The sequence below is a fragment of the Frigoribacterium sp. PhB24 genome, assembly GCF_003755185.1.
Lineage (GTDB): Bacteria > Actinomycetota > Actinomycetes > Actinomycetales > Microbacteriaceae > Frigoribacterium.
The window spans coordinates 264682-286022 of the sequence record NZ_RKIC01000009.1; the positions used below are offsets into that span (position 1 = coordinate 264682).

Below are 21341 nucleotides of genomic sequence, written 5' to 3' on the forward strand. Positions count from 1 at the left end.
CCGCGCGCCGTCGTGGCTCCGGTCAGGCGGTGGTGAGGCGTCGCACGGCCTCGCGCACGATCTCGCGCTGCACGGCGGGGTCGAGGACCACACCGGGGTGTGCCTCGCCGAGACCGGGGAGGTTCTGCCAGGCGCGGGCGAGCGACATGACGAGGGCGAAGATGTCGTCGCTGCTCCAGGACACGGTCACGGCCGGGTCGTCACGGAGGCGGTCGAGTTGCGACAGGGCGGCGTCCTGGACGGCGCGCAGGGTGGGGACGGAGGCCTCCCAGTCGTGCTCGCCCTCGAGTCGGGCCCAGGCGATCAGCCGGTTGTGGTCGGGGTGGGCCTGCATGTGGTCGAAGACGGCGAGGGCGAACTCCTCGATGCTCGCGGCGGGGCGCGACGCCGCGTCACCCATCGTCTCGAAGGTGCCGTTCAGCACGGTCGTGAAGAGCGAGCGTTTGTCGCCGAAGTTGGCGTAGAGACGCTCCTTGCTGCACCCTGCCTCGGCGGCGATGCGGTCCACGCGCGCCCCGGCCAGCCCGTGGCGAGAGAACTCGGCGGTCGCGGCCTCGAGGATGGCTCGACGGGTCTCGGCGGCATCGGTTCGCATCGGATCACCGTAGCCGACTTACGAACCAACCAACTAGTAGGTAGGGTGATCCGTCGTCCCCTCAGAGAAACAGGTACCGCAGTGACCACCGTCGCCCCCGCTCCCACCGAGACGCGCTCGTCGCGCCGCTGGTGGGTGCTCGTCATCGTCGCCCTCGCGCAACTCGTCGTCGTCCTCGACGGCACCATCGTCAACATCGCCCTGCCCGACGCCCAGGCCGACCTCGGCCTGAGCGACGAGAACCGCCAGTGGGTCGTCACGGCCTACGCGCTCGCCTTCGGCGCCCTGCTGCTGCTCGGTGGCCGCATCGCCGACTTCTGGGGGCGCAAGCGCACCTTCATCGTCGGCATGGTCGGTTTCGGGGCCGCCTCGGCGTTCGGCGGTCTGGTGCAGACCGGCGGTGAGCTCATCCTCGCCCGTGGCCTCCAGGGCGTGTTCGCCGCCCTGCTCGCCCCCGCGGCCCTCGCCGTGCTCACGACGACCTTCGCATCGGGCCGCGATCGCAACACGGCCTTCGCCGTCTTCGGCGCCATCTCGGGCGCGGGTGCCGCCGTCGGGCTCGTGCTCGGCGGCGTGCTGACCGAGTTCGTCAGCTGGCGCTGGTGCCTGCTGGTCAACGTGCCGATCGTGCTCGTCGCCATCGTCGCCGCCGCCTTCGTGGTGAGCGAGAGCCGGGCCGAGGGGCGCAACCGCCTCGACGTCGTCGGGACGGTCGTCGTCGCCGCCGGGCTCGCGAGCCTCGTCTACGGTTTCACGCGGGCCGAGGACGGCTGGGGTTCCGCCGTCGTCATCGGGTTCATCGCCCTGGGGGCCGGGCTGCTGGTCCTGTTCGTCCTCGTCGAGCGACGGAGCGACCACCCGCTGCTGCCCATGCGCGTGCTCGCCGACCGCGTCCGGGGCGGCGCATTCCTGGTGCAGTTGATCGTCGGGAGCGTCATGATCGGCGCCCTGCTCTACCTCACCTTCCACCTTCAGATCGTGCTCGGTTTCGGTCCGCTCGAGGCGGGGCTCGCCAGCCTGCCGATGACGCTCGTGATCATGGTCTGCGCTCCCCTGCTGACGAAGCTGCTGCCGGTCGTCGGGCCCCGCCCGATGATGATCGTCGGGCCGCTCGTCGCCGGGGCGGGGCTGCTCTGGCTCGCCACGCAGATCACGGCCGACGGTTCGTACGCGGTTCAGGTGCTGCCGGCCCTGCTCGTCATGGGCGTCGGACTCGCCGGGGTCTTCGTGCCCATGCAGAACCTGGCGCTCAGCCGGGTCGAAGCGCACGACGCCGGAGCGGCGAGCGCGACCTCGAACGCCATGATGCAGATCGGCGGATCGATCGGTCTCGCCGTCTTCACCAACCTCTATGCCGGTGCGGTCGCGTCGTCGACGTCCACCGTGAACGGTCCGCTCGGTGCGCTCGTCGACGGCTACTCGGCGGCCTTCCTGGCCGCCGCGATCGCCATGTTGCTGGCCGCACCGATCTCGTTCTTCCTCATCCGCGGACGCAAGGAGGACCTGCTGCCCACCGAGGCACCCGTCCACCTCGGCTGATCAGGCGGGGGTCTAGGCGGCGGCGGTGGTCCGGGGCAGCCGGATCGCCGCGCCGGACGCCACCGCCAGCAGGACGGCCGCCACACCGAACGCCGCGGGATACGAGACCGTGTCGACCAGCAGTCCGGCGACGAGCGGCCCGGCGATCGCCCCCACATCCGAGCACATCGAGAAGATCGCGACCGGGCGGCCGCCTCGGGCGCCCGCGGCGTCACCGACGAGCGCCGCCGGTGCCGTGCCCATGAACGCGGTGGCCACGCCGTAGACGCAGAGCAGCGCGCCGAGGGTCCAGACGTCCGCCGCGAAGGCGACCGCGAACAAGGTCACGGCGGCGACCGCGAAGGCTCCGATCACGGCCGGTCGGCGGCCGACCGTGTCGACGAAACGCGCGGCGGGTGCCAGGGCGATGGTCTGGGCCACCGCCGAGGCCGCGAAGAGCAGGCCGGTCCACGCGGTGGGCCCCCGGAGCACCTCGACCACCAGCACGGGCACCAGGGCGCTCCGGACACCGAGCGACGACCAGCCCTGGGCGAAGTTGGCCACGCAGGCGGTGCGGAACCGCACGTCGCGGAGGACGACCCCGAGGGGCACCGGAGGCGCGGCGGCGGTCGTCGACGAGTGCTGCGGCGCCCGGCGCAACAGCACGACGCCCACCAGACCGGCCACGGAGAGCGTGCCCGCGTAGAAGAAGAACGGCGCGGTCAGCGAGATGGTGGCGAGCAGTCCGCCGAGGGCCGGCCCCGCCATGCCGCCCACGAGGAACCCGCCCTGGTAGAAGCCCACGGCTCGGGCCCGCAGCGACGGGTCGCTCGCCCCGAGCAACAACGTCATGGCCGCGATGCTGAACATGGCGGAACCGACGCCGCCCACCCCGCGGAGCAGCAGGAGCTGCGGGTAGGTCTCGGCCAGTCCGGCGAGCCCGCTCGACAACGCCACGATGCCGATCCCCGCCGAGAGCACGACCCGCTCGCCCATCAGGTCGATCAGCCGGCCGACGAAGGGGCTCGCGACGAGGCGCATGAGGGCGAAGGCCGACAGGACGGCCCCCACCAAGGCGTGGTCGACGCCGAAGCTCCGGGCGTAGACCGGCAGCACCGGCACGACCACCCCGAAGCCGACCATGACGAAGAAGGCGATGACCCCGAGCACGTACACGTCGCGGGTGAGGCGGGGACGGTCGGCGTCGACGACGCGGGGGCGGAACGGGAGCACCGACACAGGCTACGGGGCGTGGAGTGTGACGCCGTGTGTCATGACCGACGACGGCACGCGCTCCGCCCGTGAGGATGGCCTCATGACTCGACGAATCCGGTTCAACGCCTTCGACATGAACTGCGTGGGGCACCAGTCCCCCGGTCTCTGGCGTCACCCCGACGACCGCTCGGCCGACTACACGAAGCTGAGCTACTGGACCTCCCTCGCGCGCCTCCTCGAGAAGGGCGTGTTCGACGGCCTCTTCATCGCCGACGTGCTCGGCACCTACGACGTCTACGGCGGCAACCACGACGCGGCGCTGCGCAACGGCACCCAGACGCCGGTCGGCGACCCCGTCCTGCTCGTCTCGGCGATGGCCGCCGCGACCGAACACCTCGGCTTCGGCATCACGGCCGGCACGGCCTACGAGCACCCCTACCCGTTCGCCCGGCGCATGTCGACGCTCGACCACCTGACCGACGGGCGGGTGGGCTGGAACGTGGTCACCGGGTACCTGCCGAGCGCCGCCCGCAACATGGGCGCCGACGACCAGCTCGACCACGACGCCCGCTACGACCAGGCGGACGAGTACCTCGAGGTGCTCTACAAGCTCTGGGAGGGTTCGTGGGAGGACGACGCGGTCGTGCGCGACCGCGAATCGGGAGTCTTCACCGACCCGACCAAGGTCCACGAGATCGCCCACGACGGCACGTACTACAAGGTGCCCGGCATCCACATCGCCGAGCCCAGCCCGCAACGCACCCCGGTCATCTACCAGGCGGGCGCCTCGCCGCGGGGCATCCGTTTCGCCGCAGGCAACGCCGAGTCGATCTTCGTAGCCGCCCCGACCAAGGAGCGCCTCGCCGCGACCGTCGGCAAGATCCGGGACGCCCTCGAGGCCGCCGGACGCGACCGTTACTCGGCGCGCATCTACACGCTGCTGACCGTCATCACGGACGCCACCCCGGAGGCCGCCCGGGCGAAGCACGAGGAGTACCGGCGTTACGCCTCCCACGAGGGTGCCCTGACGCTCATGTCGGGCTGGATGGGCGTGGACCTGTCGACGTACTCCCTCGACGACCCCGTCGGCGACGTCGAGAGCAACGCGATCCAGTCCGCCTTGGCCAACTTCCAGGCGCAGGAGGGTGACACGGGCAAGGAGTGGACCATCCGTGACATCGCCGAGGCGGCCGGCATCGGTGGACTCGGCCCGCGCATCGTCGGGTCCGGGGAGGAGATCGCCGACCAGCTCCAGGAGTGGGTCGCCGAGACCGACGTCGACGGGTTCAACCTCGCGTACGCGATCACGCCCGGTACCTTCGAGGACGTCGTCGAGCACGTGATCCCCGTGCTGCAGGCCCGGGGCGTCTACCCCACCGAGTATGAGACGGGCTCCCTGAGGCACAAGCTGTTCGGCCGCGGCGACCGGCTGCCGGCCGAACACCACGGGGCACGGTACAAGGTGTCGTCGGCGGCCACGACGGCCTGAGGAAAGCCGAGGCGCAAGAATCTGACGATCGTTACAACGGCGTGTCGGTGAAAACCGACACGCCGTTCTCATCTGCGTTTCTGTCGACGCGATCAGATAACGACACGGGACGATCGACCCCGTTGAGGGGTGGTCGGTGGCATGACGACGTGGGGTGGCCGTGGTTAGTGTGGACGCCGGTCGCCTCTCGGGGAAGCGGCAATTCGGACTGGTGGTCGTTGCTGCTGATGAGGAGATGGTCTGCGTGGCGTGGGATTTCGTGGTGGACCGGTGGAGCCAGATCTGGTTCGCCTCGTGGCAGCATTTCTCGCTCGTGGTGCAGTGCCTCGTGCTGGCCGTCGTCATCTCGGTCGGCCTCGCGGCCGTCGTCCACCGCAGCCCCCGGCTCTATGCGCTGGCGAACGGCGTCTCCGCCGTGGGGCTGACCCTGCCCTCGTTCGCCCTGGTCGGGCTGCTGATCCCCTTCGCCGGCTTCGGCGTCGCGCCGTCCGTCATCGTCGTCACGTTCTTCGCCGCCCTCCCGATCCTCCGCAACGCCGTGGTCGGCCTCCACGAGGTCGACGGGTCGCTCGTCGAATCGGCGCAAGGCATCGGCATGGGCCGGTTCCGCACCTTGGCCACCGTTCAGATGCCTCTCGCCTGGCCCGTCATCCTCACCGGGGTGCGCGTCTCCGCCCAGATGGTGATGGGCATCGCCGCCGTCGCGGCCTACGCGTTGGGCCCGGGCCTCGGCGGCTTCATCTTCTCGGGCCTGTCCCGACTCGGCGGGGCGAACGCCCTCGCCTCCGTGGTCACGGGGGTGGTGGGCGTCGTCCTGCTCGCCCTCGTCCTCGACCTCCTCCTCGTCGGCCTCGGCCGCCTGACCATCTCGAGAGGCATCCGTGTCCAGAATTGACCCCACCCGCCCCTCCTCGTCCCCCTCGGACGAGGTCTCGGGCCGGAGCATCACCCTTGACCAGGTGACCAAGCGCTACCCGGGCCAGGCGAGGCCGGCCGTCGACGGAATCACCCTCGAGATCCCGGCCGGCAAGATCGTCATGCTCGTCGGCCCGTCGGGATGTGGCAAGACCACGACCCTGAAGATGATCAACCGGCTGATCGAACCGACCGAGGGTCGCATCGTCCTCGGCGACGACGACGTCACCGCGATCGACGGCGACGATCTACGGCGGCGCATCGGTTACGTGATCCAGGCGGGCGGTCTGTTCCCGCACATGAGCGTCGCGGCCAACATCGCGATCGTGCCGAAGATGCTCGGCTGGTCGAAGGAGCGCATCGCCGCCCGCGTCGACGAACTGCTCGAACTCGTGTCGCTCGATCCGGCCACGTACCGCGACCGCTACCCCCGCGAGCTGTCCGGCGGTCAGCAGCAGCGCGTCGGCGTCGCCAGGGCCCTCGCCGCCGATCCGCCCGTGCTGCTCATGGACGAGCCCTTCGGCGCAGTCGACCCGATCACCCGCCAGCGGCTGCAGGACGAGCTGATCAACATCCAGCACGAGCTGCAGAAGACCATCGTCATCGTCACACACGACTTCGACGAGGCCGTCAAGCTCGGTGACTGGATCGTCATCTTCTCGGAGGGCGCTCGGATCGTCCAGTACGACACCCCCGAGCGCATCCTCGCCGAGCCGGCGAACGAGTTCGTCGAGAACTTCATCGGGTCGGGGGCCGGTCTCAAGCAGCTGACGTTGACACGCGTCCGAGACGTCGACCTCGCCGAGGCCGTCGTCGCCCGGTCCGGCGAGGACGCCGCCGACGTCCTGTCCCGGGTCGAGGCGGCCGGCCACGGCCACGCCGTCGTCGTCGACGAACGCGAGCGGCCGATCTCGTGGCCCTCGCGCCGCCAGCTCGGCCGTCTCGACGTGCTGGGCTCGACGCCGGACGCCGACCTCCCCGTCATCGGCAGCGGGGCGACGCTCAACGACGCGCTCGACACCATGCTCGTCTCGAGCGCGGGAGCCGCTCTGGTCACGGGCCGGCGTGACGCCTTCATCGGCGTCATCACCGTCGAGGTCGTCATGGAGGCCATCACCCGAGCGCGCGCGTCAGCCGCGGAAGCACAGCACGACGCCCCGGTGGGCACCAACACGGGCTCGTTCGACGTCGTGCCCGGGGCCCCGGCCGACGAGGGCGCGGCATGACCGCCACGGTCGCCCCGACCTCCGTCGAGGGTGCTTCCGCCGATCCACGCAGGGCTCGCCCGGCGTGGCTCGGCCTGCTCGTGCAGCCGGTGGCCGTGCTCGTGGTCTTCGCGGCCTTCGTCGTGTGGCTCACGACGGCCGACCTGACGACGGCGGAACGGACCACCCTGAATCCCTCCGATCTTCTCGCGTACACGGGTGAGCACCTCGCGCTCACTTTCGTGTCGGCGGCCATCGTGCTCGTGCTGGCCATCCCCCTCGGGGTGCTGCTCACGCGGCGGCCCTTCGTACGCATCAGCGGCCCCGTCCTGGTGCTGGCGAACTTCGGCCAGGCCGCTCCGGCCATCGGTCTCATCGTGCTGCTGGCCTTCTGGCTGGGCTTCACCTTCTGGGCCGCCGTCGTCGCGCTCGTCCTCTACGCGGCGCTCCCGGTGCTTCGCAACACCATGATCGGTCTGCAGAGCGTCGACGCCCGCCTCGTCGAGGCGGGCCGTGGCATGGGTATGAGCGCGTCGTCGGTGTTGTTCAAGGTCGAACTGCCGTTGGCCGTGCCGGTCATGCTCTCAGGCATCCGGACGGCGCTGGTGCTGCTCGTCGGATCGGCGGCTCTCGCCACCTTCATCGGCGCAGGCGGGCTGGGGCTGCTCATCACCACGGGGGTCAATCTCTTCCTCCCTCGCGTCCTGGTCTCCGGGGCCCTGCTGATCGCCTTGCTCGCCCTCGTGATCGACTGGCTGGGCCGCGTCGTCGAACACATCGCCCGCCCGAAGGGACTCCGCGCATGACCACCTCCCGCCTTCCCCGCCGACTGCGGCGCACCTCCTCGTCCCTCGCCGTCGTCGCGGCGGCGACGCTCGCGCTGAGCGGATGCGGCCTGCAACCGGCCACCGCCTTCGTGCCCGCGGTGGCACCCGGTTCGATCCGCGCCATCGAGGGGCTTCCTGACGACGCGGCCATCACCGTGACGGCGAAGAACTTCACCGAGCAGCTCATCCTCGGCAAGATCGCGGTGCTCGCCGCGCAAGCAGCGGGCTTCGAGGTGACGGACATGACGAACGTGCCGGGGTCGGTCGCGGTACGACAGCTGATGCTCGACGGCACGGCCGACATGACCTACGAGTACACCGGCACCGCATGGTTGACCTACCTCGCCGAGGCAGAGGGCATCCCCGACCAGCAGGAACAGTACGAGGCCGTCCGCGACGCCGACGCCCGCAACGGATTGACCTGGCTCGAGCCGGCGCCGCTCAACAACACGTACGCCATGGCCGTTCGAGCGGAGGCCGTACCCGAGCTGGGAGACATCACGTCGCTCTCACAGGTCGCCGACCTGCCCGTCGAGCAGCGCACCTTCTGTGTCGAGGCCGAGTTCAACTCGCGGGCAGACGGCTTCGCCCCCATGCTCGCGGCCTACGGTCTCGAGCTCGGCGCGGCCGACGGCGTGCCGACGAGCAACGTGAGCATCCTCGACACGGGCACGGTCTACACCGCGACCGACCGGGGTAGCTGCAACTTCGGCGAGGTCTTCACGACCGACGGCCGGATCGACTCCCTCGACCTCGATGTGCTCGAGGACGACCTCGGGTTCTTCCCGGCCTACAACGCGGCTCCGGTGCTGTCGTCGGCCACGCTGGAGCAGTACCCGCAGCTCGCCGAGGTGTACGACGAGATCTCACCCGCTCTCACCGACACCGAGATGCGCCGACTCAACCTGGCGGTCGACGTCGAGGGCGAGGAACCGGCCGACGTGGCTTTCGACTGGATGATCGAACAGGGATTCGTCACCCGTCCGTGACGCGCCGACGAGGGTGATTGTGACGGGTGATGCGCCCCCCGGCCGACCGGCCGGGGGGCGTTGTCCGTCTGTACCCCACTGGCGTCGACCTGGGGGGCGCGCCCGCGAGATGAACGACATGTGTCGGGTCCGTGAACGCCGAGCACCCGTATGCCTCCGGTAATGACGACAGGTTCAAAGAACCTCCTGGCCAGGGATTTCCCTTACGGCGCCCATGTGCTCGCCCGTTGCTCGGCACAGGACACACCGAACACACGGGATTCACGGCGTCTTGTCACCCCCGCACGGGTGACAGGACGGGGGGTCGGGGTCACCCGTTCGGGTGTCGGCAACAGGGGGGACAAGGACGCCCCCGAACGGGGGGTCTTGATAGACTCCTGTGTCGGGTGCCCCCCGAACTAGAGTCACACCATCCTCCTGGACGACCCGAAATCGCCAGGAACCGAGAAACCCGACCCTCTCCCGGGGAGCCCGCTCCCTTCACCGCACCGACCCGAACCGTGCGTCGAGCAGACCCGCTGCCCGGCGTGCCCGTCGCCGCCCCGCCGACGTCCGCACCCTCGTGACGTCCGTGCTCCGGCGCGACGCCTGGGCGGTCGATCGAACCCGAATCTCGATCGACCGCCCGCCACCGCCCCGTCGTCACCAGCGACGTGGGCGTGCCGTCGCCTACCCGAACCCGAGACCCGATGTCCAGCACGCAGAGCGAACTCCGCTCAGTCCTGGTCGGACCGTCGTCCCCCCGACGGATCGACCTCCCGATCGACCTGCCCGCGTCCGACGCGACCCCCGTCGTGCCCACGCCGGCCCACGACGCCGAGTCCGGCGCGGCCTGGGCGCGGCGCTACCGCCGCCGGCTCCGTCTCGTCGACACGGTCGTCCTGACCCTGAGCATCGTCGGCGCCGTCGCCGTGGATGCCGCGCGGGCCATCGCCGCCGGACGGGGATCGGACGCCTCCACCCTGGTCGAGTCGATCGGCTCACCGTGGCTGCCCGTCGTCGTGGGACTGGTCTGGACCCTGTGCCTGACGCTGCACCGCACCCGCGACCTCGCCGTCGTCGGCAGCGGCGTCGTCGAGTACAAGCGCCTGCTGACGGCCAGCGTCTGGGCATTCGCCGTCGTGGCCATCGGGTTCGCCTCGGTCGGTCACATCGGTGGTGAGGGCTACTTCCTCGTGGCCCTGCCCGTCGGCGCAGCGGGCCTGGTCGTCGGCCGATGGACGATGCGGCGCTGGCTCGAGCAGCAGCGAGCGAAGGGGCACTACCTGTCCCGGGCGGTCATCGTCGGGTCGCGGGACGACATCGCCGACGTCGTGCGTCGCATCGACAAGACGAGCGGCGCCGTCTACGACGTCGTGGGCGCAGCCGTCCCGGACGCCGACCCGCGTGGCATCGTCGTCGGAAGCCGTGTCGTCCCCGTGGTCGCCGACCTCGACGGTGTCCCCCGTGCGGTCTGGCGTCTGGGCGCGGAGAGCGTCATCGTCGCCGGCGAGCCGGGTCGGGGCCGGGAATACCTCCGAGACCTCGGCTGGTCGCTCGAAGGACGTGCCACCGAGCTCGTCATCGCGTCGCGGCTGACGAACGTCGCCGGGCCGCGCATCCACTACCGCCCGGTCGAGGGTCTTCCCCTGATGCACGTCGAACTCCCGCAGTTCGACGGCCCCCGTCATGCCCTCAAGCGCCTGTCCGACCTCGTGCTGGCGTCCGCCGCCCTGATCGTCCTCGCCCCGGTCTTCGCGGTCGTCGCCCTGGCGGTGCGGCTCGACGGCCCGGGCCCCGTGCTCTTCCGTCAGCGGCGGGTCGGCCGTGACGGACGCACCTTCGAGATGCTGAAGTTCCGGTCGATGGTCGTGGACGCCGAGAGCCGACTCGCCGATCTGGCCCAGGCCGACGAGGGCGCCGGCGTCCTCTTCAAGATGAAGTCGGACCCTCGGGTCACCCGCGTCGGGGGCGTCCTGCGCCGCTGGTCGCTCGACGAGTTGCCCCAGCTGTGGAACATCGTCCGGGGCGAGATGAGCGTCGTCGGCCCCCGGCCGCCGCTGCCCCGCGAGGTCGAGGGCTACGAGGACCACGTGCATCGGCGCCTCTACATCAAGCCCGGCCTGACCGGCATGTGGCAGGTGAACGGACGCAGCGACCTCAGCTGGGAGGAAAGCGTCCGCCTCGACCTCTACTACGTCGAGAACTGGTCGCTGACGGTCGACTTCGTCATCATGTGGCGCACCGTGAGGGTGCTCTTCGAACACCGGGGAGCCTATTGAGTCCCCGGAGCAGCATCCGAGATCACCACGGGCCGTTCACGGGCCCGGACCACGCTCACGACGACAGGGGAGAGAGCATGTCCGTCGACATCAGGCACTACCGGGACCGCGAGTCCTCACCGGCGGCGACCACCGCACCGACCACGCGTGACGACGCACGGCCGGCGATCGACCTGCCCGAACTCCCCCGCCGACGGAAGGGATCGCGCCGCAGCCGGGTGCTGCTGGTGCACTCGTCTGACGAGATGTACGGTTCGGACCGCATCGTGGTCGAGGTCGTCGGCGAGCTCGCCGCCCGCGACGACCTCGACGTCACGGTCTGGTTGCCTTCGGACGTCGCGGTCGGGCCGTTGGGGCCGAGGCTCCGTGAACTCGGCGCGCGCGTCGAACGGACGCCTCTGCCGATCCTGCGTCGAACCCGGCTCGGGCCCGTGGGCATCCTCCGCCTGGCCCGCGACGCGGCCCGGACGGCACTCCGCCTGTCGGGACGTCACTTCGACCTGGTCTACTGCGCCACGAGCGCCTGCCTCGTCGTCGCTCCCGTCGCCCGGGCGATGGGCGTCAGCCGTGTCGTCGGACACCTCCAGGAGCCCTGGAGCGACGGAGACCGTCGAGGCCTCCGGCCGTTGGCCCGGGCCTGCACGTCCCTCGTCGCGGTCTCGCAGTCGGTGCTCGACTCGTCCGGCCTGTCGGAGGATTCCCGTGCCGTCGTCGTCCACAACGGCATCTCGGACCGGTCGATCGCCGCGAGCGACCGCGCCGAGGGGCGCGCACCGCAGTACGTCGTCGCGAGCCGGTGGAACGGTCACAAGGGGCACGCCACGCTCCTCACCGCGTGGAACGCGGCGGGTTGCCCCGGTCAGCTCGTCGTCCTGGGCGGGCCCCCGGCCGTCGGTTCCTCCGTCGACGTGCCCGGTCTCGTCGCCGCGATCGTCTCGCGTCCCGAGACCGTCACCGTCGTGGGTGAGGTCGCCGATGCGTCGCCGTACCTCCGCGATGCCGACGCGGTGATCCTGCCGACCGACACCCTCGAGGGGTTCGGACTCGTCACGCTCGAGGCGTTCAGCCAAGGACGCCCCGTCATCGCCAGCCGGTCCGGCGGACCCGAGGAAGTCGTCGACGAGGGGCGCACGGGGTGGCTCTTCGACCGTCGCGACGTCGACGGCCTGTCGGCGATCCTGTCGTCGATGGACGTCCCCACCCTCGCCGTCGCCGGGCGTCACGCCCGCGAGGCGTACCTGCAGCGGTTCACGCCGGAGCGCATGCGCCGCCGAATCGGAGCGGTCGTCACCCGCGAACTGCACACGGCCGACGTCGACTCGCTGGCGGTGGCCTCGTGAGCGACCGCACGACCACCGCCGAGGCGACCTCCGCCCGCCCCTCCGTGCCCCGAGCCGTGCGACCCGCCCTGAGGGCCCTCGCGTCGGCCCAGAAGCCGTCGACGGGTGCACCCGCGTACTCCCGGTTCGTCAACCGCCGCCTCGGTCGGTGGGCCGCCGCGGTGGCCTACACGGTGGGCGCGACGCCGAACCAGGTCACCGCGGTGAGCGCGGCCTGCACCTTCGCGGGGATCGCCGTCCTCGCCTTCGCTCCGTCGGGCGTCGGCACGGCCCTGGCCGTCGTCCTGCTCCTCGTCGTGGGGTACGCCCTCGACTCGGCTGACGGGCAGCTCGCCCGACTCCGCGGCGGTGGAAGCCCCGCGGGCGAATGGCTCGACCACGTCATCGACGCGACGAAGATCGCCGTTCTGCACCTGGCGGTCTTCGCTTCCTGGCTACGCGAACCGGACGGCCGTGAGGCCCTGCTGGCCGCGCCGCTCGTCTACCAGGTCGTGGCGACGGTGGCGTTCTTCGCCATCGTCCTGACGGACCAGCTCCGCCGCGCGGAAGCGGCCCGGACGGGCGTCGCCGCGCCCGTGGGCCGTCGGACGGGTCTCCTCTATTCCCTGGCCGTCGTCCCGACCGACTACGGCCTGTTGTGCCTCGCGTTCGTCCTGCTGGCCTGGCCGCCGGCGTTCACCGTCGTCTACCTCGCCCTCCTCGTCGCCAACGCCGGTTACCTCGTTCTCGCGCTGCCGAAGTGGTTCCGGGAGCTCACGTCCATGACGTCCTCGCCGGTCGGGCCGAGGCCGTGAGCCGCGACGGCGCTCCGGCCCGTCGTGCCCTCGTCGGCGGGTTCGGTCGGGCCGTGTCGCGTCATGCCGGTCTCGTCGGTGTGGCGGCCCTCCTCGGTGTGGCCGCCGGCGTCGGCGCGTCGCAGTTGGCGTCCGAGGCCTGGCACGCCGAGGCCACCCTGCTCGTCCGGGTCGACTCCCCGGGGTCGGGTCTCGCCGCTCGCGGGCAGTTCGCCCAGCAGCGCGTGGCGTCCTACGCCGAACTCGGCACGAGCCCTGAGGTCCTCGGCCCGGTCGCGGCGGATCTCGGTGTGACCGTCGACGAGCTCGCCGAGCGCGTGTCGGTGGTCAATCCGGGCGGCACCGCCGTCCTGAGGGTCGGGTCTGCGGCCGGCACACCCGACGGAGCGGCCTCGCTGGCCGACGACGTCGCCGAGAGTCTCTCGACAGTCGTCGACCGCGTCGAGTCGCAGGCCGGTACGGGCGGTCAGACAGTCGCCCTCGACCTCACCTCGCCGGCGGCCGTGCCGACGTCGCCCGACGAACCGGGGCTCGCCCTCACGGTGCTCACGGGACTCCTCGCCGGCCTGGCGGTGGGTCTCGCGGCGGCTGTCGTCCTGTCTCGTGCCCGGCCGACGGTCGACACCGTCGACGACGTCCGCCGCATCACGGGGCTTCCGGTCGTGGGACAACTTCCTGGCTCCCTGCGGCACGTCGACGACCCGGTCACCGGGGCCTCGTCCGCCCGCACCCGGACCGCCCTGCGTGAGGTCGTCCAGAACACGCGGGCCCTCCACGGTGGCTCGCTCCCCGCGACGCTCCTGCTGGCACGCACGGACTCGGTCCGCGAGGCGGTCGGTGTCGACGGCGGTCTCGCGCGCGCCGTCGTCGAGCTCGGCGCCACCTGCGCCCTGGTCCAGTCCGACTTCGACACCCGTACCCTCTCCCGCCCGTCGACGGTGCCCGTCGGCGCCGTGCCCGAGGAAGTCGAGGCCGATCGACACGGATACGACCGCGTGCCGGTGCCCGACGGAGTCGTGGCATCGTCCCGTCACCTGGTCCGCTCCGGGACGCATGCGTTCTTCGCCGCGCTCCGGGAGGACTACGAGGTGTCGGTCGTCCAGGCCTCGAGCGACTCCCACCCGCTCGCGCTCCGGAGCGTGACCGACGAGGTCGACGCGGTGCTCGTCGTCGTCCGATCCGGTGTCACGACCGTCGAGTCGCTCCGGAGCCTCAGCGCCGAACTGCTCAGCCTCGACGTGGAGCCCCTCGGCGTCGTGCTGACCGGTGTCCCCCCGTGGCGCCGAGTGCTCGTGCGAGGAACCTGGCAGGACGACGACGTCCGTCGTCCCGCCGAGGAGGCCGCACCGACCTTCAGCATCGCCGACCTCGTCGACCACGCGGCCGCCGTGGGCGGACCCCGGGGTCTCCCCGAACCCGCCCGCGGCCGACGTCGGCCCGGTGCCCTGTCATGACCACACCCGAGCACCACCCCGACGAGAGGACCACACCCGTGGACGTCATCCCCACCCCCGCCCTGGGCCTCGGCCTCGATCCCGTCGAGGTCACGAGGGGACGAGGAGGCGCGGGCCGGGTCGGTTACGCCGCCGGCGCCTTCGACCTGTTCCACATCGGTCACCTGAACCTGCTCCGGCACGCCTCGGCGCAGTGCGACCACCTCATCGCGGGGGTCGTGTCCGACGAGATGCTGCAGGTGACCAAGGGGATCTCGCCTGTCGTCCCGCTCGCCGAGCGGCTGGAGATCGTCCGTCATATCGACGTCGTGGACGGTGTCCACGCCGAGACCGTGCCCGACAAGATGGATGTCTGGCGTGAGTTGCGCTTCGACGTGTTCTTCAAGGGCGACGACTGGCGGGGCACCGAGAAGGGCATGCGGCTCGAACGCGAGTTCGGGGCGGTCGGTGTCGAGGTCGTCTACTTCCCTTACACCATGAGCACCTCCAGCACGGTCCTCCGCCGGGCCCTCCGTGCCCTGTCGGGCACCCCGGGCCACGGGACCGAGGCGGCTGCCGTCGGGGACTCCGTCCGGCTCCAGGGCTGACCGGTCCTCCCCAGCCCGAGACGGTGCGGGCGTCGTCGAACGGCGCTGGGGACAACCTCGTCGAGGGCACGTCGGCCCGCGAAGCTCGACCCATGACAGTCGCTTCCACCCTCGATGCCCCCCTGACCCGTCCCTCGCTGGACGCAACCGACGGGCACGACGACGCCTCCGTTCCGCGGATCTCCGACCCGCATGAGCCTGTGCACGATGTCCCCGAGCTCGTCCGACACGTCGAGGCCATCGTCCCGACGGCGGTCCGCCGCCAGCTCTGGACGCTGTTCTTCGACGCCGACGACATCGCCCTGCCGCTCATGGTGCCGCTCGAGGGAATCCCCGAGATGCCCGACGGCACCGCCCTCGACCGTTACGGTGACGCCCTGGCGGTCGTCGCCAGCGAGTTCGGCGCCGCCTCCGTGGCATTCGTCCTCGAGCGGGTAGGGGCCGCATCGCCCCGCATCTCGGACCGTCTCTGGGGCGAGGGACTCGCGGTGCTCGGCCGAGGCCGACCGTTCGACGTCCGACCGGTGTTGCTGTGCTCCGACGAGGGCGTGTCGGTGCTCGACCCCAGCGGTGACCGAGGACGCCCGGCCGGCGGGCGTCAGGCGTCCTCGAGTCCCGTCCGCCGTGCCGACATCGTGCGTCTCCCCTGATTCTGCTCGCGGTCGATCAACCGCCACCAGGCCGTCTCGGCGAGCTCCGGGGACGTGTAGACGCCCAGTCGCACCGGTTCGTCGTCGGTCGAACTCCACCGGCTGAGGCGATAGCCGCCGCCGAAGCGTTCGACGACCGCTTCGGGCGCGCCTTCGGGGTGGGCGCGAACGGTCCACCGATCGGACACGGTCTCGTCGAGCATCGGGCGATCGTACCGGGTCAGGCACGCTGGCCGAGGCGTCCACGCAGCACGTCGATGCGCTTCTGTATCTGCTCGGTGCTGGCCTGGGCCACCGACGGTCCACCGCTGATGCGCCTGAGATCGGCGTGGATCAGCCCGTGCGGCTCGTTCGAGTGCCGCGACCAGATCGATACAAGCCGGCTGAGTTCTTGGCGTTGTTCTTTGATGGTCTGGTACAGCGGCCGGGCTTCGGCGGGCGGAGCCGTGGTGGGCATTCCCGTCTTGGGTGCGCGTCGAGCCTGGGTGGCCTGCCGCTGCCGCAGCAGGTCGCGCACCTGATCGGGCTCGAGCAGCCCGGGGATGCCGATGAAGTCGAGTTCTTCGAGGCTGCCGATCTCGCCACCGGTGCCGAACTCGCCGCCGTCGTAGAGCACGCGGTCGAACGAGGCCTGGGAGTCGAGCGCCTCGAACGGCTGCTGCTCGAGCAGGCTCGAGGCCTTCTCTTCGCGGTTGGCGGCGGCCATCATGTCCTCTTCGGGTGCGAAGAGGCCGTCGTCGGCGTCCGTGGGCCGGTCGAGTGCGTGGTCACGCTGAAGCTCGAGCTGGTTGGCGAGTGCCATCAGGCTGGGCACGCTCGGCAGGAAGATCGAGGCGGTCTCACCTCGTCGCCGGGCGCGGACGAACCGACCGACGACCTGGGCGAAGAAGAGCGGCGTAGACGCCGACGTCGCATATACGCCGACGGCCAGTCGGGGGACGTCGACGCCTTCCGAGACCATGCGCACGGCGACCATCCAGCGGCTGTCGCCCTCGGAGAAGGCCTGGATGCGGTCGGACGCCGCCTTCTCGTCACTGAGGACGACGGTCGGCCGCTCGCCCGTGATCTTCTGGAGGACTGCCGCATACTGGCGAGCCGCGGTGTGATCGGTGGCGATGACGAGCCCGCCCGCGTCGGGGACGCCCCGGCGCACCTCGGTGAGCCGCTTGTCGGCCGCGGACAGGACGGCCGGGATCCAGTCACCCTGGGGCGACAGCGCCGTGCGCCAGGCCTGGGCCGTGATGTCTTTCGTCACCGCCTCGCCGAGGGACGCGCTCATCTCGTCGCCCATTCGGGTTCGCCAGCGCATCTGACCGGCGTACGCCATGAACAGCACCGGTCGCACGACGCCGTCGGCGAGTGCCCGACCGTAGCCGTACGCGTAGTCCGCTCTCGAGGTGCGGATGCCGTGTTCGTCGGGGGCGTATTGGACGAACGGAATCGGGGCCGTGTCGGACCGGAACGGAGTACCCGTGAGCGAGAGCCGACGGGTGGCGCCAGAGTAGGCCTCGCGGATGCCGTCGCCCCAGCTGAGAGCGTCGCCCCCGTGGTGGACCTCGTCGAGGATGACGAGGGTTCGGCCCGCCGCGGTGATGGCCTTGTGGACCTCTGGCTTCATCCCGACCTGGGCGTAGGTCACGGCGATGCCGTGGTAATGCCGGCCGAAGGTGCCGTCGGCGTTCTTGAACATGGGGTCGAGTCGGAGGTTGACGCGGTCGGCCGCGTCCGCCCACTGGCGCTTGAGGTGCTCGGTGGGGGCGACGACGACGACCCGATCGACCTCGCCACGGGACAGGAGCTCGGTGGCCAGGCGGAGGGCGAACGTGGTCTTGCCGGCACCCGGCGTCGCCGCTGCGAGGAAGTCCCTGGGCGAGGTCGAGAAGTAGAGCTCGAGGGCTTCGGCCTGCCAGGCGCGCAACTTGCTCGCGGTGCCCCAGGCAGCTCGCTCGGGGAACGCGGGTGAAAGATGCTCGGCGGCCGAGTTGCCGGCCGAGACCCCGACCTCGAGTGAGTCGAGTGACGTGCCCTCGAGTGAGTCGAGTGACGTGCCGTCGAGGTGTTGCTCACCCCCGGCGGGGTCGGATGCGTTGGCGGTGCTCACTCGAACCGAGTTTACCCTCGACCGGAGTCGTCGGAGGACGCGGTGCCCGGGGCGGGGCGGGGTGCGCCGGGCCGACGGCGAGAGGCCCCGAGCAACGACGCGGGTGTCAGCATGGCCGACCCGAACTTGGCCCGGAGGGCGTCCATGGTCGACTCGGCCTCGCGCCAGTCGGCGTCGTCGTCCCACAGGCCGAGCGAGTCGCCGCCCGCACCCGGACTCAACTGCTCGACGCGGACGCCCACGAGGCGGATGCGCTCGTGTTGCTTGCCCGTGGCTTCGTAGAGGGACCGGACCTCGTCGTAGATGCGACGTCCGAGGTCGGTCGGGTCGGCGAGCGTACGCGATCGGGTGATGGTGACGAAGTCGGTGGTCCGCAACTTCAGCACGACCGTGCGACCACTGACACCGGCCGCGCGCAGGCGGGTGCCGACCTTGTCGCTGAGGCGGAGCAGCTCGCGGCGGACGACGTCGGGGTCGACGACGTCGCTGGCGAACGTGTTCTCGTTGCCGACGCTCTTCTCGCTCGACTCGGTGTGGACGCCGCGCGGGTCGCGACCCCAGGCCAGATCGTGCAGCTTCGCGCCCGTCGCCGTCCCGACGGCGTGGACGAGCAGGTCGAGAGGCGCCGCCGCGACGTCGCCGACGGTTCTCAGGCCACGGTCGAGCAGCACCTGCTCGGTCTTGCCGCCGACGCCCCAGAGGGCGCTGATCGGCCGGGGGTGCAGGAAGGCCAGGGTGTGACGGTGCGGCACGAGCAGCAGCCCGTCGGGTTTGGCGACGCTCGAGGCGAGTTTGGCGACGAACTTGGTCGACGCGGCACCGATGCTGCAGTGCAGGCCCGTCTCGGCGTGCACCCGCCGTCGCAGCGCCGTCGCGATCTCGTACGGTGAGCCCATCAGGCGGATCGACCCGCTGACGTCGAGGAACGCCTCGTCGATGCCGAGGCGTTCGACCAGCGGCGTGACGTCGTCGAACATCGACATGACGCGCGAGGACCAGTACTGGTACTTCTCGAAGTGCGGCTCAAGCACGATCGCCTGCGGGCAGCGACGCAACGCGATCGACATCGGCATGGCGGAGTTCACGCCGTACTTGCGGGCCTCGTAGGTGGCGGCGGTGACGACCGATCGGTCGGAACGGTGCCCGATGACCACGGGTCGACCGCGCAGTTCGGGGTGGTCGAGCAACTCGACCGACGCGAAGAAGGCGTCCATGTCGACGTGGAAGATCGGCGCGGTCGCGTCGTCGGTCGGCACCGTGGTGACGAGTCGCCCGCTACCGTCCTGTTTGCTCACCGGTGCATCCTCACACGTGCCACCGACATCGGCGTCGCCACGGCACCGGCCCCGGGCGCCCGGCGTCGGACCGACCGGGTGGCCTCGGCCCTCAGGACGCCGGTCCGAGCAGCGCGGAGGCGATGGTGGCGTGTGCCGCGTCGGTGCTCGACGGGTGGAAACGTCCGGCGAGGACGTCGCGTTGCAGGCGCCCGAGCTCGGAGGACGATCGGTAGGACGAGCCCCCGGCGACGGTGACCGCCTGGTCGACCACCGCGCGGGCCGTCTCGGTGGCGCGCGTCTTGAGACCGACCACGAGTCGGGGCCAATCGGAGCCGTGGTCCACCAGGGCGTCCACGTCCCGGGCGACCTGGTCCACCTGGGGCTCGAGCCCGTCGACGGCCAGCCCCGCGTCGGCGACGCGCCACCGGACGACCGGGTCGAGCGCCCGGGACGTTCCCCCGGCGCGTCGAGAGGTCGTCCCGAACGCCGACTCGACGGCGAGCTCGAGGGCCCGGCGTGCGATGCCCCGGTACACGGCGGCGATCGACGTCTCGAAGACGGCGAAGACGGCGAAGACGAGCGGGTCCGCGCTCGGACCGACGGGCAGCCGACGGACGATGCGCGACGCGGGCACCTCGACTCCGTCCAGGCGGGTCGTATGGCTCTGCGTCGCCCGCATGCCGAGGGTGTCCCAGTCGTCCAGCGAGACGTGGCCGGGCTGGTCGCGACGAACGAACCCGTGCACGAGGGCCGGGGCGTCGGGGTCGGTCTCGTCCCGGCCGAAGACGCCGAGGCGAGTCCAGACCGGTGAGAGCGAGGTGAAGACCTTCGTGCCGGTGAACCGGTAGCCGCCGTCTCCCGTGGGCTCGGCCGAGGTCACCGAGTCGAACAGGACGAGGTCGTTGCCGGGCTCGCTGACGCCGAAGGCGAAGACCTCGTCGCGCGCTGCGTCCTCGAGCACCAGGTCGAGCGAGTCGTCGCCCCGCGCGTGCAGGACGGCCGCGCAGCCGGTCCAGACCAGATGCATGTTGATCGCCAGCGCGGTGGCCGGGGCCGCGGTCGCGAGGCGCGACTGCAGGGACGCGACCTGTTCGAGTCCGAGACCCGCGCCTCCTCGCGCCGTCGGGACGAAGGCCCGCAGGTAACCGCGCGCACGGAGCTCGGCCAGGTCGTCGTGCGGGAACGTGTTCTCGCGGTCGTGGCCCGCGGCCCGCTCGCGGAAGCGCTCGAGCAGGTCGTCGGGCAACAGCTCGTCGGGCGACCAGGAGGCGCGGGTCGGGTCGGACGCGGAGGCGGGCTTCGGTGCGGGCACGCGTCGAGAGTAGTTTGGTCGCATGAGTCAGCAACACCCGTGGTCCCGCTACGTCGCCCTCGGCGACTCGTTCACCGAGGGGATCGGCGACCCCGAGGAGCGCTCCCCCGGGGGCCATCGAGGCTGGGCCGACCGAGTCGCCGAGGTGCTGGGCTCGTCGACCGAGGACTTCGCCTACGCCAACCTCGCCGTCCGGGGTCGGCTGCTCGAGCAGATCATCGACGAGCAGTCCGAGGCCGCGCTCGCCCTGCGGCCCGACCTCATCTCGGTCTCGGCCGGTGGCAACGACATCATCCGGCCCGGCACCGATCCCGACGAGGTCGCCGCGGGCTTCGAGGGGCTCGTCGAACGGCTGCGGTCCGACGGGGCCACCGTCGTCGTCTTCACCGGGCCCGACATCGGCCTCACGCCCGTCCTCGGTCGTCTCCGCGGCAAGGTCGCCATCTACAACGAGCACGTGCACGCCATCGCGCTGCGGCACGACGCCGTCGTCGCCGACATGTGGGCGCTGCGTCAACTGGTCGACCCGCGGATGTGGGCGCCCGACCGACTGCACTTCAGCCCGCTCGGTCACCACACCATCGCCCGCATGGTGTTGCAGGCCCTCGCCGTCGAGAACGACCTCGAGCCCTACGTGCCCGAGCCGCTCGAACGACGGCCCTGGCGCAGCGCGCGGGCCGACGACATGGGCTGGGCCCGCGAGTACCTGGTGCCCTGGGTCGTCCGTCGCATCCGGCACCAGTCGTCGGGTGACTTCGTCCAGGCGAAGCGGCCCGACGCCGTCACCATGATCTACCGCGACGAGTCCTGAG

The 21341-nt window shown here is 71.1% G+C and carries 19 protein-coding genes; 13 read left to right on the forward strand and 6 right to left on the reverse strand.

Annotated elements, in window-relative coordinates; all coding sequences use genetic code 11:
* Positions 1 to 22: 22 nt before the first annotated feature.
* Positions 23 to 595, reverse strand: coding sequence for a TetR family transcriptional regulator (locus tag EDF50_RS01825; RefSeq protein ID WP_123517691.1), 573 nt, complete (start codon positions 593 to 595; stop codon positions 23 to 25).
* An 81-nt stretch (positions 596 to 676) separates the two neighbouring features.
* Between EDF50_RS01825 and EDF50_RS01830 the strand changes: the two genes are divergently transcribed.
* Positions 677 to 2134: an MFS transporter gene (locus EDF50_RS01830; RefSeq protein WP_233570259.1), complete on the forward strand. Its 1458-nt coding sequence runs from the start codon at positions 677 to 679 to the stop codon at positions 2132 to 2134.
* 12 nt (positions 2135 to 2146) lie between these two features.
* On the opposite strand, the gene EDF50_RS01835 is transcribed toward EDF50_RS01830, so the two are convergent.
* Positions 2147 to 3346, reverse strand: coding sequence for an MFS transporter (locus EDF50_RS01835; protein WP_233570260.1), 1200 nt, complete (start codon positions 3344 to 3346; stop codon positions 2147 to 2149).
* Positions 3347 to 3428: 82 nt separating this feature from the next.
* Between EDF50_RS01835 and EDF50_RS01840 the strand changes: the two genes are divergently transcribed.
* The 11 genes from EDF50_RS01840 to EDF50_RS01890 all read left to right on the forward strand — a co-directional run bounded on the left by EDF50_RS01840 (position 3429) and on the right by EDF50_RS01890 (position 15839).
* Positions 3429 to 4817: an LLM class flavin-dependent oxidoreductase gene (locus EDF50_RS01840; protein WP_123518382.1), complete on the forward strand. Its 1389-nt coding sequence runs from the start codon at positions 3429 to 3431 to the stop codon at positions 4815 to 4817.
* A 244-nt stretch (positions 4818 to 5061) separates the two neighbouring features.
* The gene (locus EDF50_RS01845; protein ID WP_233570261.1) at positions 5062 to 5712 is read left to right on the forward strand and encodes an ABC transporter permease; all 651 of its coding nucleotides are present in this window, start codon (positions 5062 to 5064) and stop codon (positions 5710 to 5712) included.
* Positions 5708 to 6958: an ATP-binding cassette domain-containing protein gene (locus tag EDF50_RS01850; protein WP_123518383.1), complete on the forward strand. Its 1251-nt coding sequence runs from the start codon at positions 5708 to 5710 to the stop codon at positions 6956 to 6958. Before EDF50_RS01845 ends, EDF50_RS01850 begins: the two co-directional genes overlap by 5 nt.
* Positions 6955 to 7743, forward strand: a complete 789-nt coding sequence (locus EDF50_RS01855) for an ABC transporter permease (RefSeq protein WP_123517694.1) — start codon at positions 6955 to 6957, stop codon at positions 7741 to 7743. Before EDF50_RS01850 ends, EDF50_RS01855 begins: the two co-directional genes overlap by 4 nt.
* The gene (locus tag EDF50_RS01860) at positions 7740 to 8753 is read left to right on the forward strand and encodes a glycine betaine ABC transporter substrate-binding protein (RefSeq protein ID WP_123517696.1); all 1014 of its coding nucleotides are present in this window, start codon (positions 7740 to 7742) and stop codon (positions 8751 to 8753) included. Before EDF50_RS01855 ends, EDF50_RS01860 begins: the two co-directional genes overlap by 4 nt.
* A gap of 689 nt (positions 8754 to 9442) precedes the next feature.
* Positions 9443 to 11014 (forward strand): sugar transferase, encoded by a 1572-nt coding sequence (locus tag EDF50_RS01865; RefSeq protein WP_123517697.1) that lies wholly within the window; start codon positions 9443 to 9445, stop codon positions 11012 to 11014.
* Between the two features lie 77 nt (positions 11015 to 11091).
* Entirely contained in the window at positions 11092 to 12354 is a 1263-nt protein-coding gene (locus EDF50_RS01870; protein ID WP_123517699.1) for a glycosyltransferase family 4 protein, read from the forward strand.
* The gene (locus EDF50_RS01875) at positions 12351 to 13148 is read left to right on the forward strand and encodes a CDP-alcohol phosphatidyltransferase family protein (protein ID WP_233570263.1); all 798 of its coding nucleotides are present in this window, start codon (positions 12351 to 12353) and stop codon (positions 13146 to 13148) included. The genes EDF50_RS01870 and EDF50_RS01875 overlap by 4 nt, the downstream gene beginning before the upstream one ends.
* Positions 13145 to 14602 (forward strand): hypothetical protein, encoded by a 1458-nt coding sequence (locus tag EDF50_RS01880; protein WP_148076737.1) that lies wholly within the window; start codon positions 13145 to 13147, stop codon positions 14600 to 14602. The genes EDF50_RS01875 and EDF50_RS01880 overlap by 4 nt, the downstream gene beginning before the upstream one ends.
* Before the next feature lie 62 nt (positions 14603 to 14664).
* On the forward strand, positions 14665 to 15189 hold the full coding sequence (locus EDF50_RS01885; RefSeq protein WP_233570314.1) for an adenylyltransferase/cytidyltransferase family protein: 525 nt from the start codon (positions 14665 to 14667) through the stop codon (positions 15187 to 15189).
* A 92-nt stretch (positions 15190 to 15281) separates the two neighbouring features.
* Complete coding sequence (locus EDF50_RS01890; RefSeq protein ID WP_148076738.1) at positions 15282 to 15839, forward strand: hypothetical protein; 558 nt, start codon at positions 15282 to 15284, stop codon at positions 15837 to 15839.
* Here the strand turns inward: EDF50_RS01890 and EDF50_RS01895 are convergent.
* The 4 genes from EDF50_RS01895 to EDF50_RS01910 form a co-directional block, all read right to left on the reverse strand.
* A complete protein-coding gene (locus EDF50_RS01895) occupies positions 15788 to 16042 on the reverse strand; it encodes a hypothetical protein (protein ID WP_123517706.1) in 255 nt (84 codons plus the stop codon). The two genes, EDF50_RS01890 and EDF50_RS01895, sit on opposite strands and share 52 nt — an antisense overlap.
* A 17-nt stretch (positions 16043 to 16059) precedes the next feature.
* On the reverse strand, positions 16060 to 17940 hold the full coding sequence (locus tag EDF50_RS01900) for a DEAD/DEAH box helicase (RefSeq protein ID WP_123517708.1): 1881 nt from the start codon (positions 17938 to 17940) through the stop codon (positions 16060 to 16062).
* 11 nt (positions 17941 to 17951) lie between these two features.
* Positions 17952 to 19235: a DNA polymerase IV gene (dinB, locus tag EDF50_RS01905; RefSeq protein WP_123517710.1), complete on the reverse strand. Its 1284-nt coding sequence runs from the start codon at positions 19233 to 19235 to the stop codon at positions 17952 to 17954.
* A 91-nt stretch (positions 19236 to 19326) separates the two neighbouring features.
* Complete coding sequence (locus tag EDF50_RS01910) at positions 19327 to 20529, reverse strand: acyl-CoA dehydrogenase family protein (RefSeq protein ID WP_233570264.1); 1203 nt, start codon at positions 20527 to 20529, stop codon at positions 19327 to 19329.
* Between the two features lie 22 nt (positions 20530 to 20551).
* Here EDF50_RS01910 and EDF50_RS01915 point away from each other — a divergent pair, with 22 nt between their 5' ends.
* Entirely contained in the window at positions 20552 to 21340 is a 789-nt protein-coding gene (locus EDF50_RS01915) for an SGNH/GDSL hydrolase family protein (RefSeq protein ID WP_123517713.1), read from the forward strand.
* Position 21341: the final 1 nt, after the last annotated feature.

What these genes read in the sequence shown, in the direction of transcription:
- EDF50_RS01825 (WP_123517691.1), bottom strand. Translation starts at nt 595, where the DNA reads ATGCGAACCGATGCCGCCGAGACCCGTCGAGCCATCCTCGAGGCCGCG.
- EDF50_RS01840 (WP_123518382.1), top strand. Translation starts at nt 3,429, where the DNA reads ATGACTCGACGAATCCGGTTCAACGCCTTCGACATGAACTGCGTGGGG.
- EDF50_RS01855 (WP_123517694.1), top strand. Translation starts at nt 6,955, where the DNA reads ATGACCGCCACGGTCGCCCCGACCTCCGTCGAGGGTGCTTCCGCCGAT.
- EDF50_RS01860 (WP_123517696.1), top strand. Translation starts at nt 7,740, where the DNA reads ATGACCACCTCCCGCCTTCCCCGCCGACTGCGGCGCACCTCCTCGTCC.
- EDF50_RS01865 (WP_123517697.1), top strand. Translation starts at nt 9,443, where the DNA reads ATGTCCAGCACGCAGAGCGAACTCCGCTCAGTCCTGGTCGGACCGTCG.
- EDF50_RS01870 (WP_123517699.1), top strand. Translation starts at nt 11,092, where the DNA reads ATGTCCGTCGACATCAGGCACTACCGGGACCGCGAGTCCTCACCGGCG.
- EDF50_RS01890 (WP_148076738.1), top strand. Translation starts at nt 15,282, where the DNA reads ATGACAGTCGCTTCCACCCTCGATGCCCCCCTGACCCGTCCCTCGCTG.
- EDF50_RS01895 (WP_123517706.1), bottom strand. Translation starts at nt 16,042, where the DNA reads ATGCTCGACGAGACCGTGTCCGATCGGTGGACCGTTCGCGCCCACCCC.
- EDF50_RS01915 (WP_123517713.1), top strand. Translation starts at nt 20,552, where the DNA reads ATGAGTCAGCAACACCCGTGGTCCCGCTACGTCGCCCTCGGCGACTCG.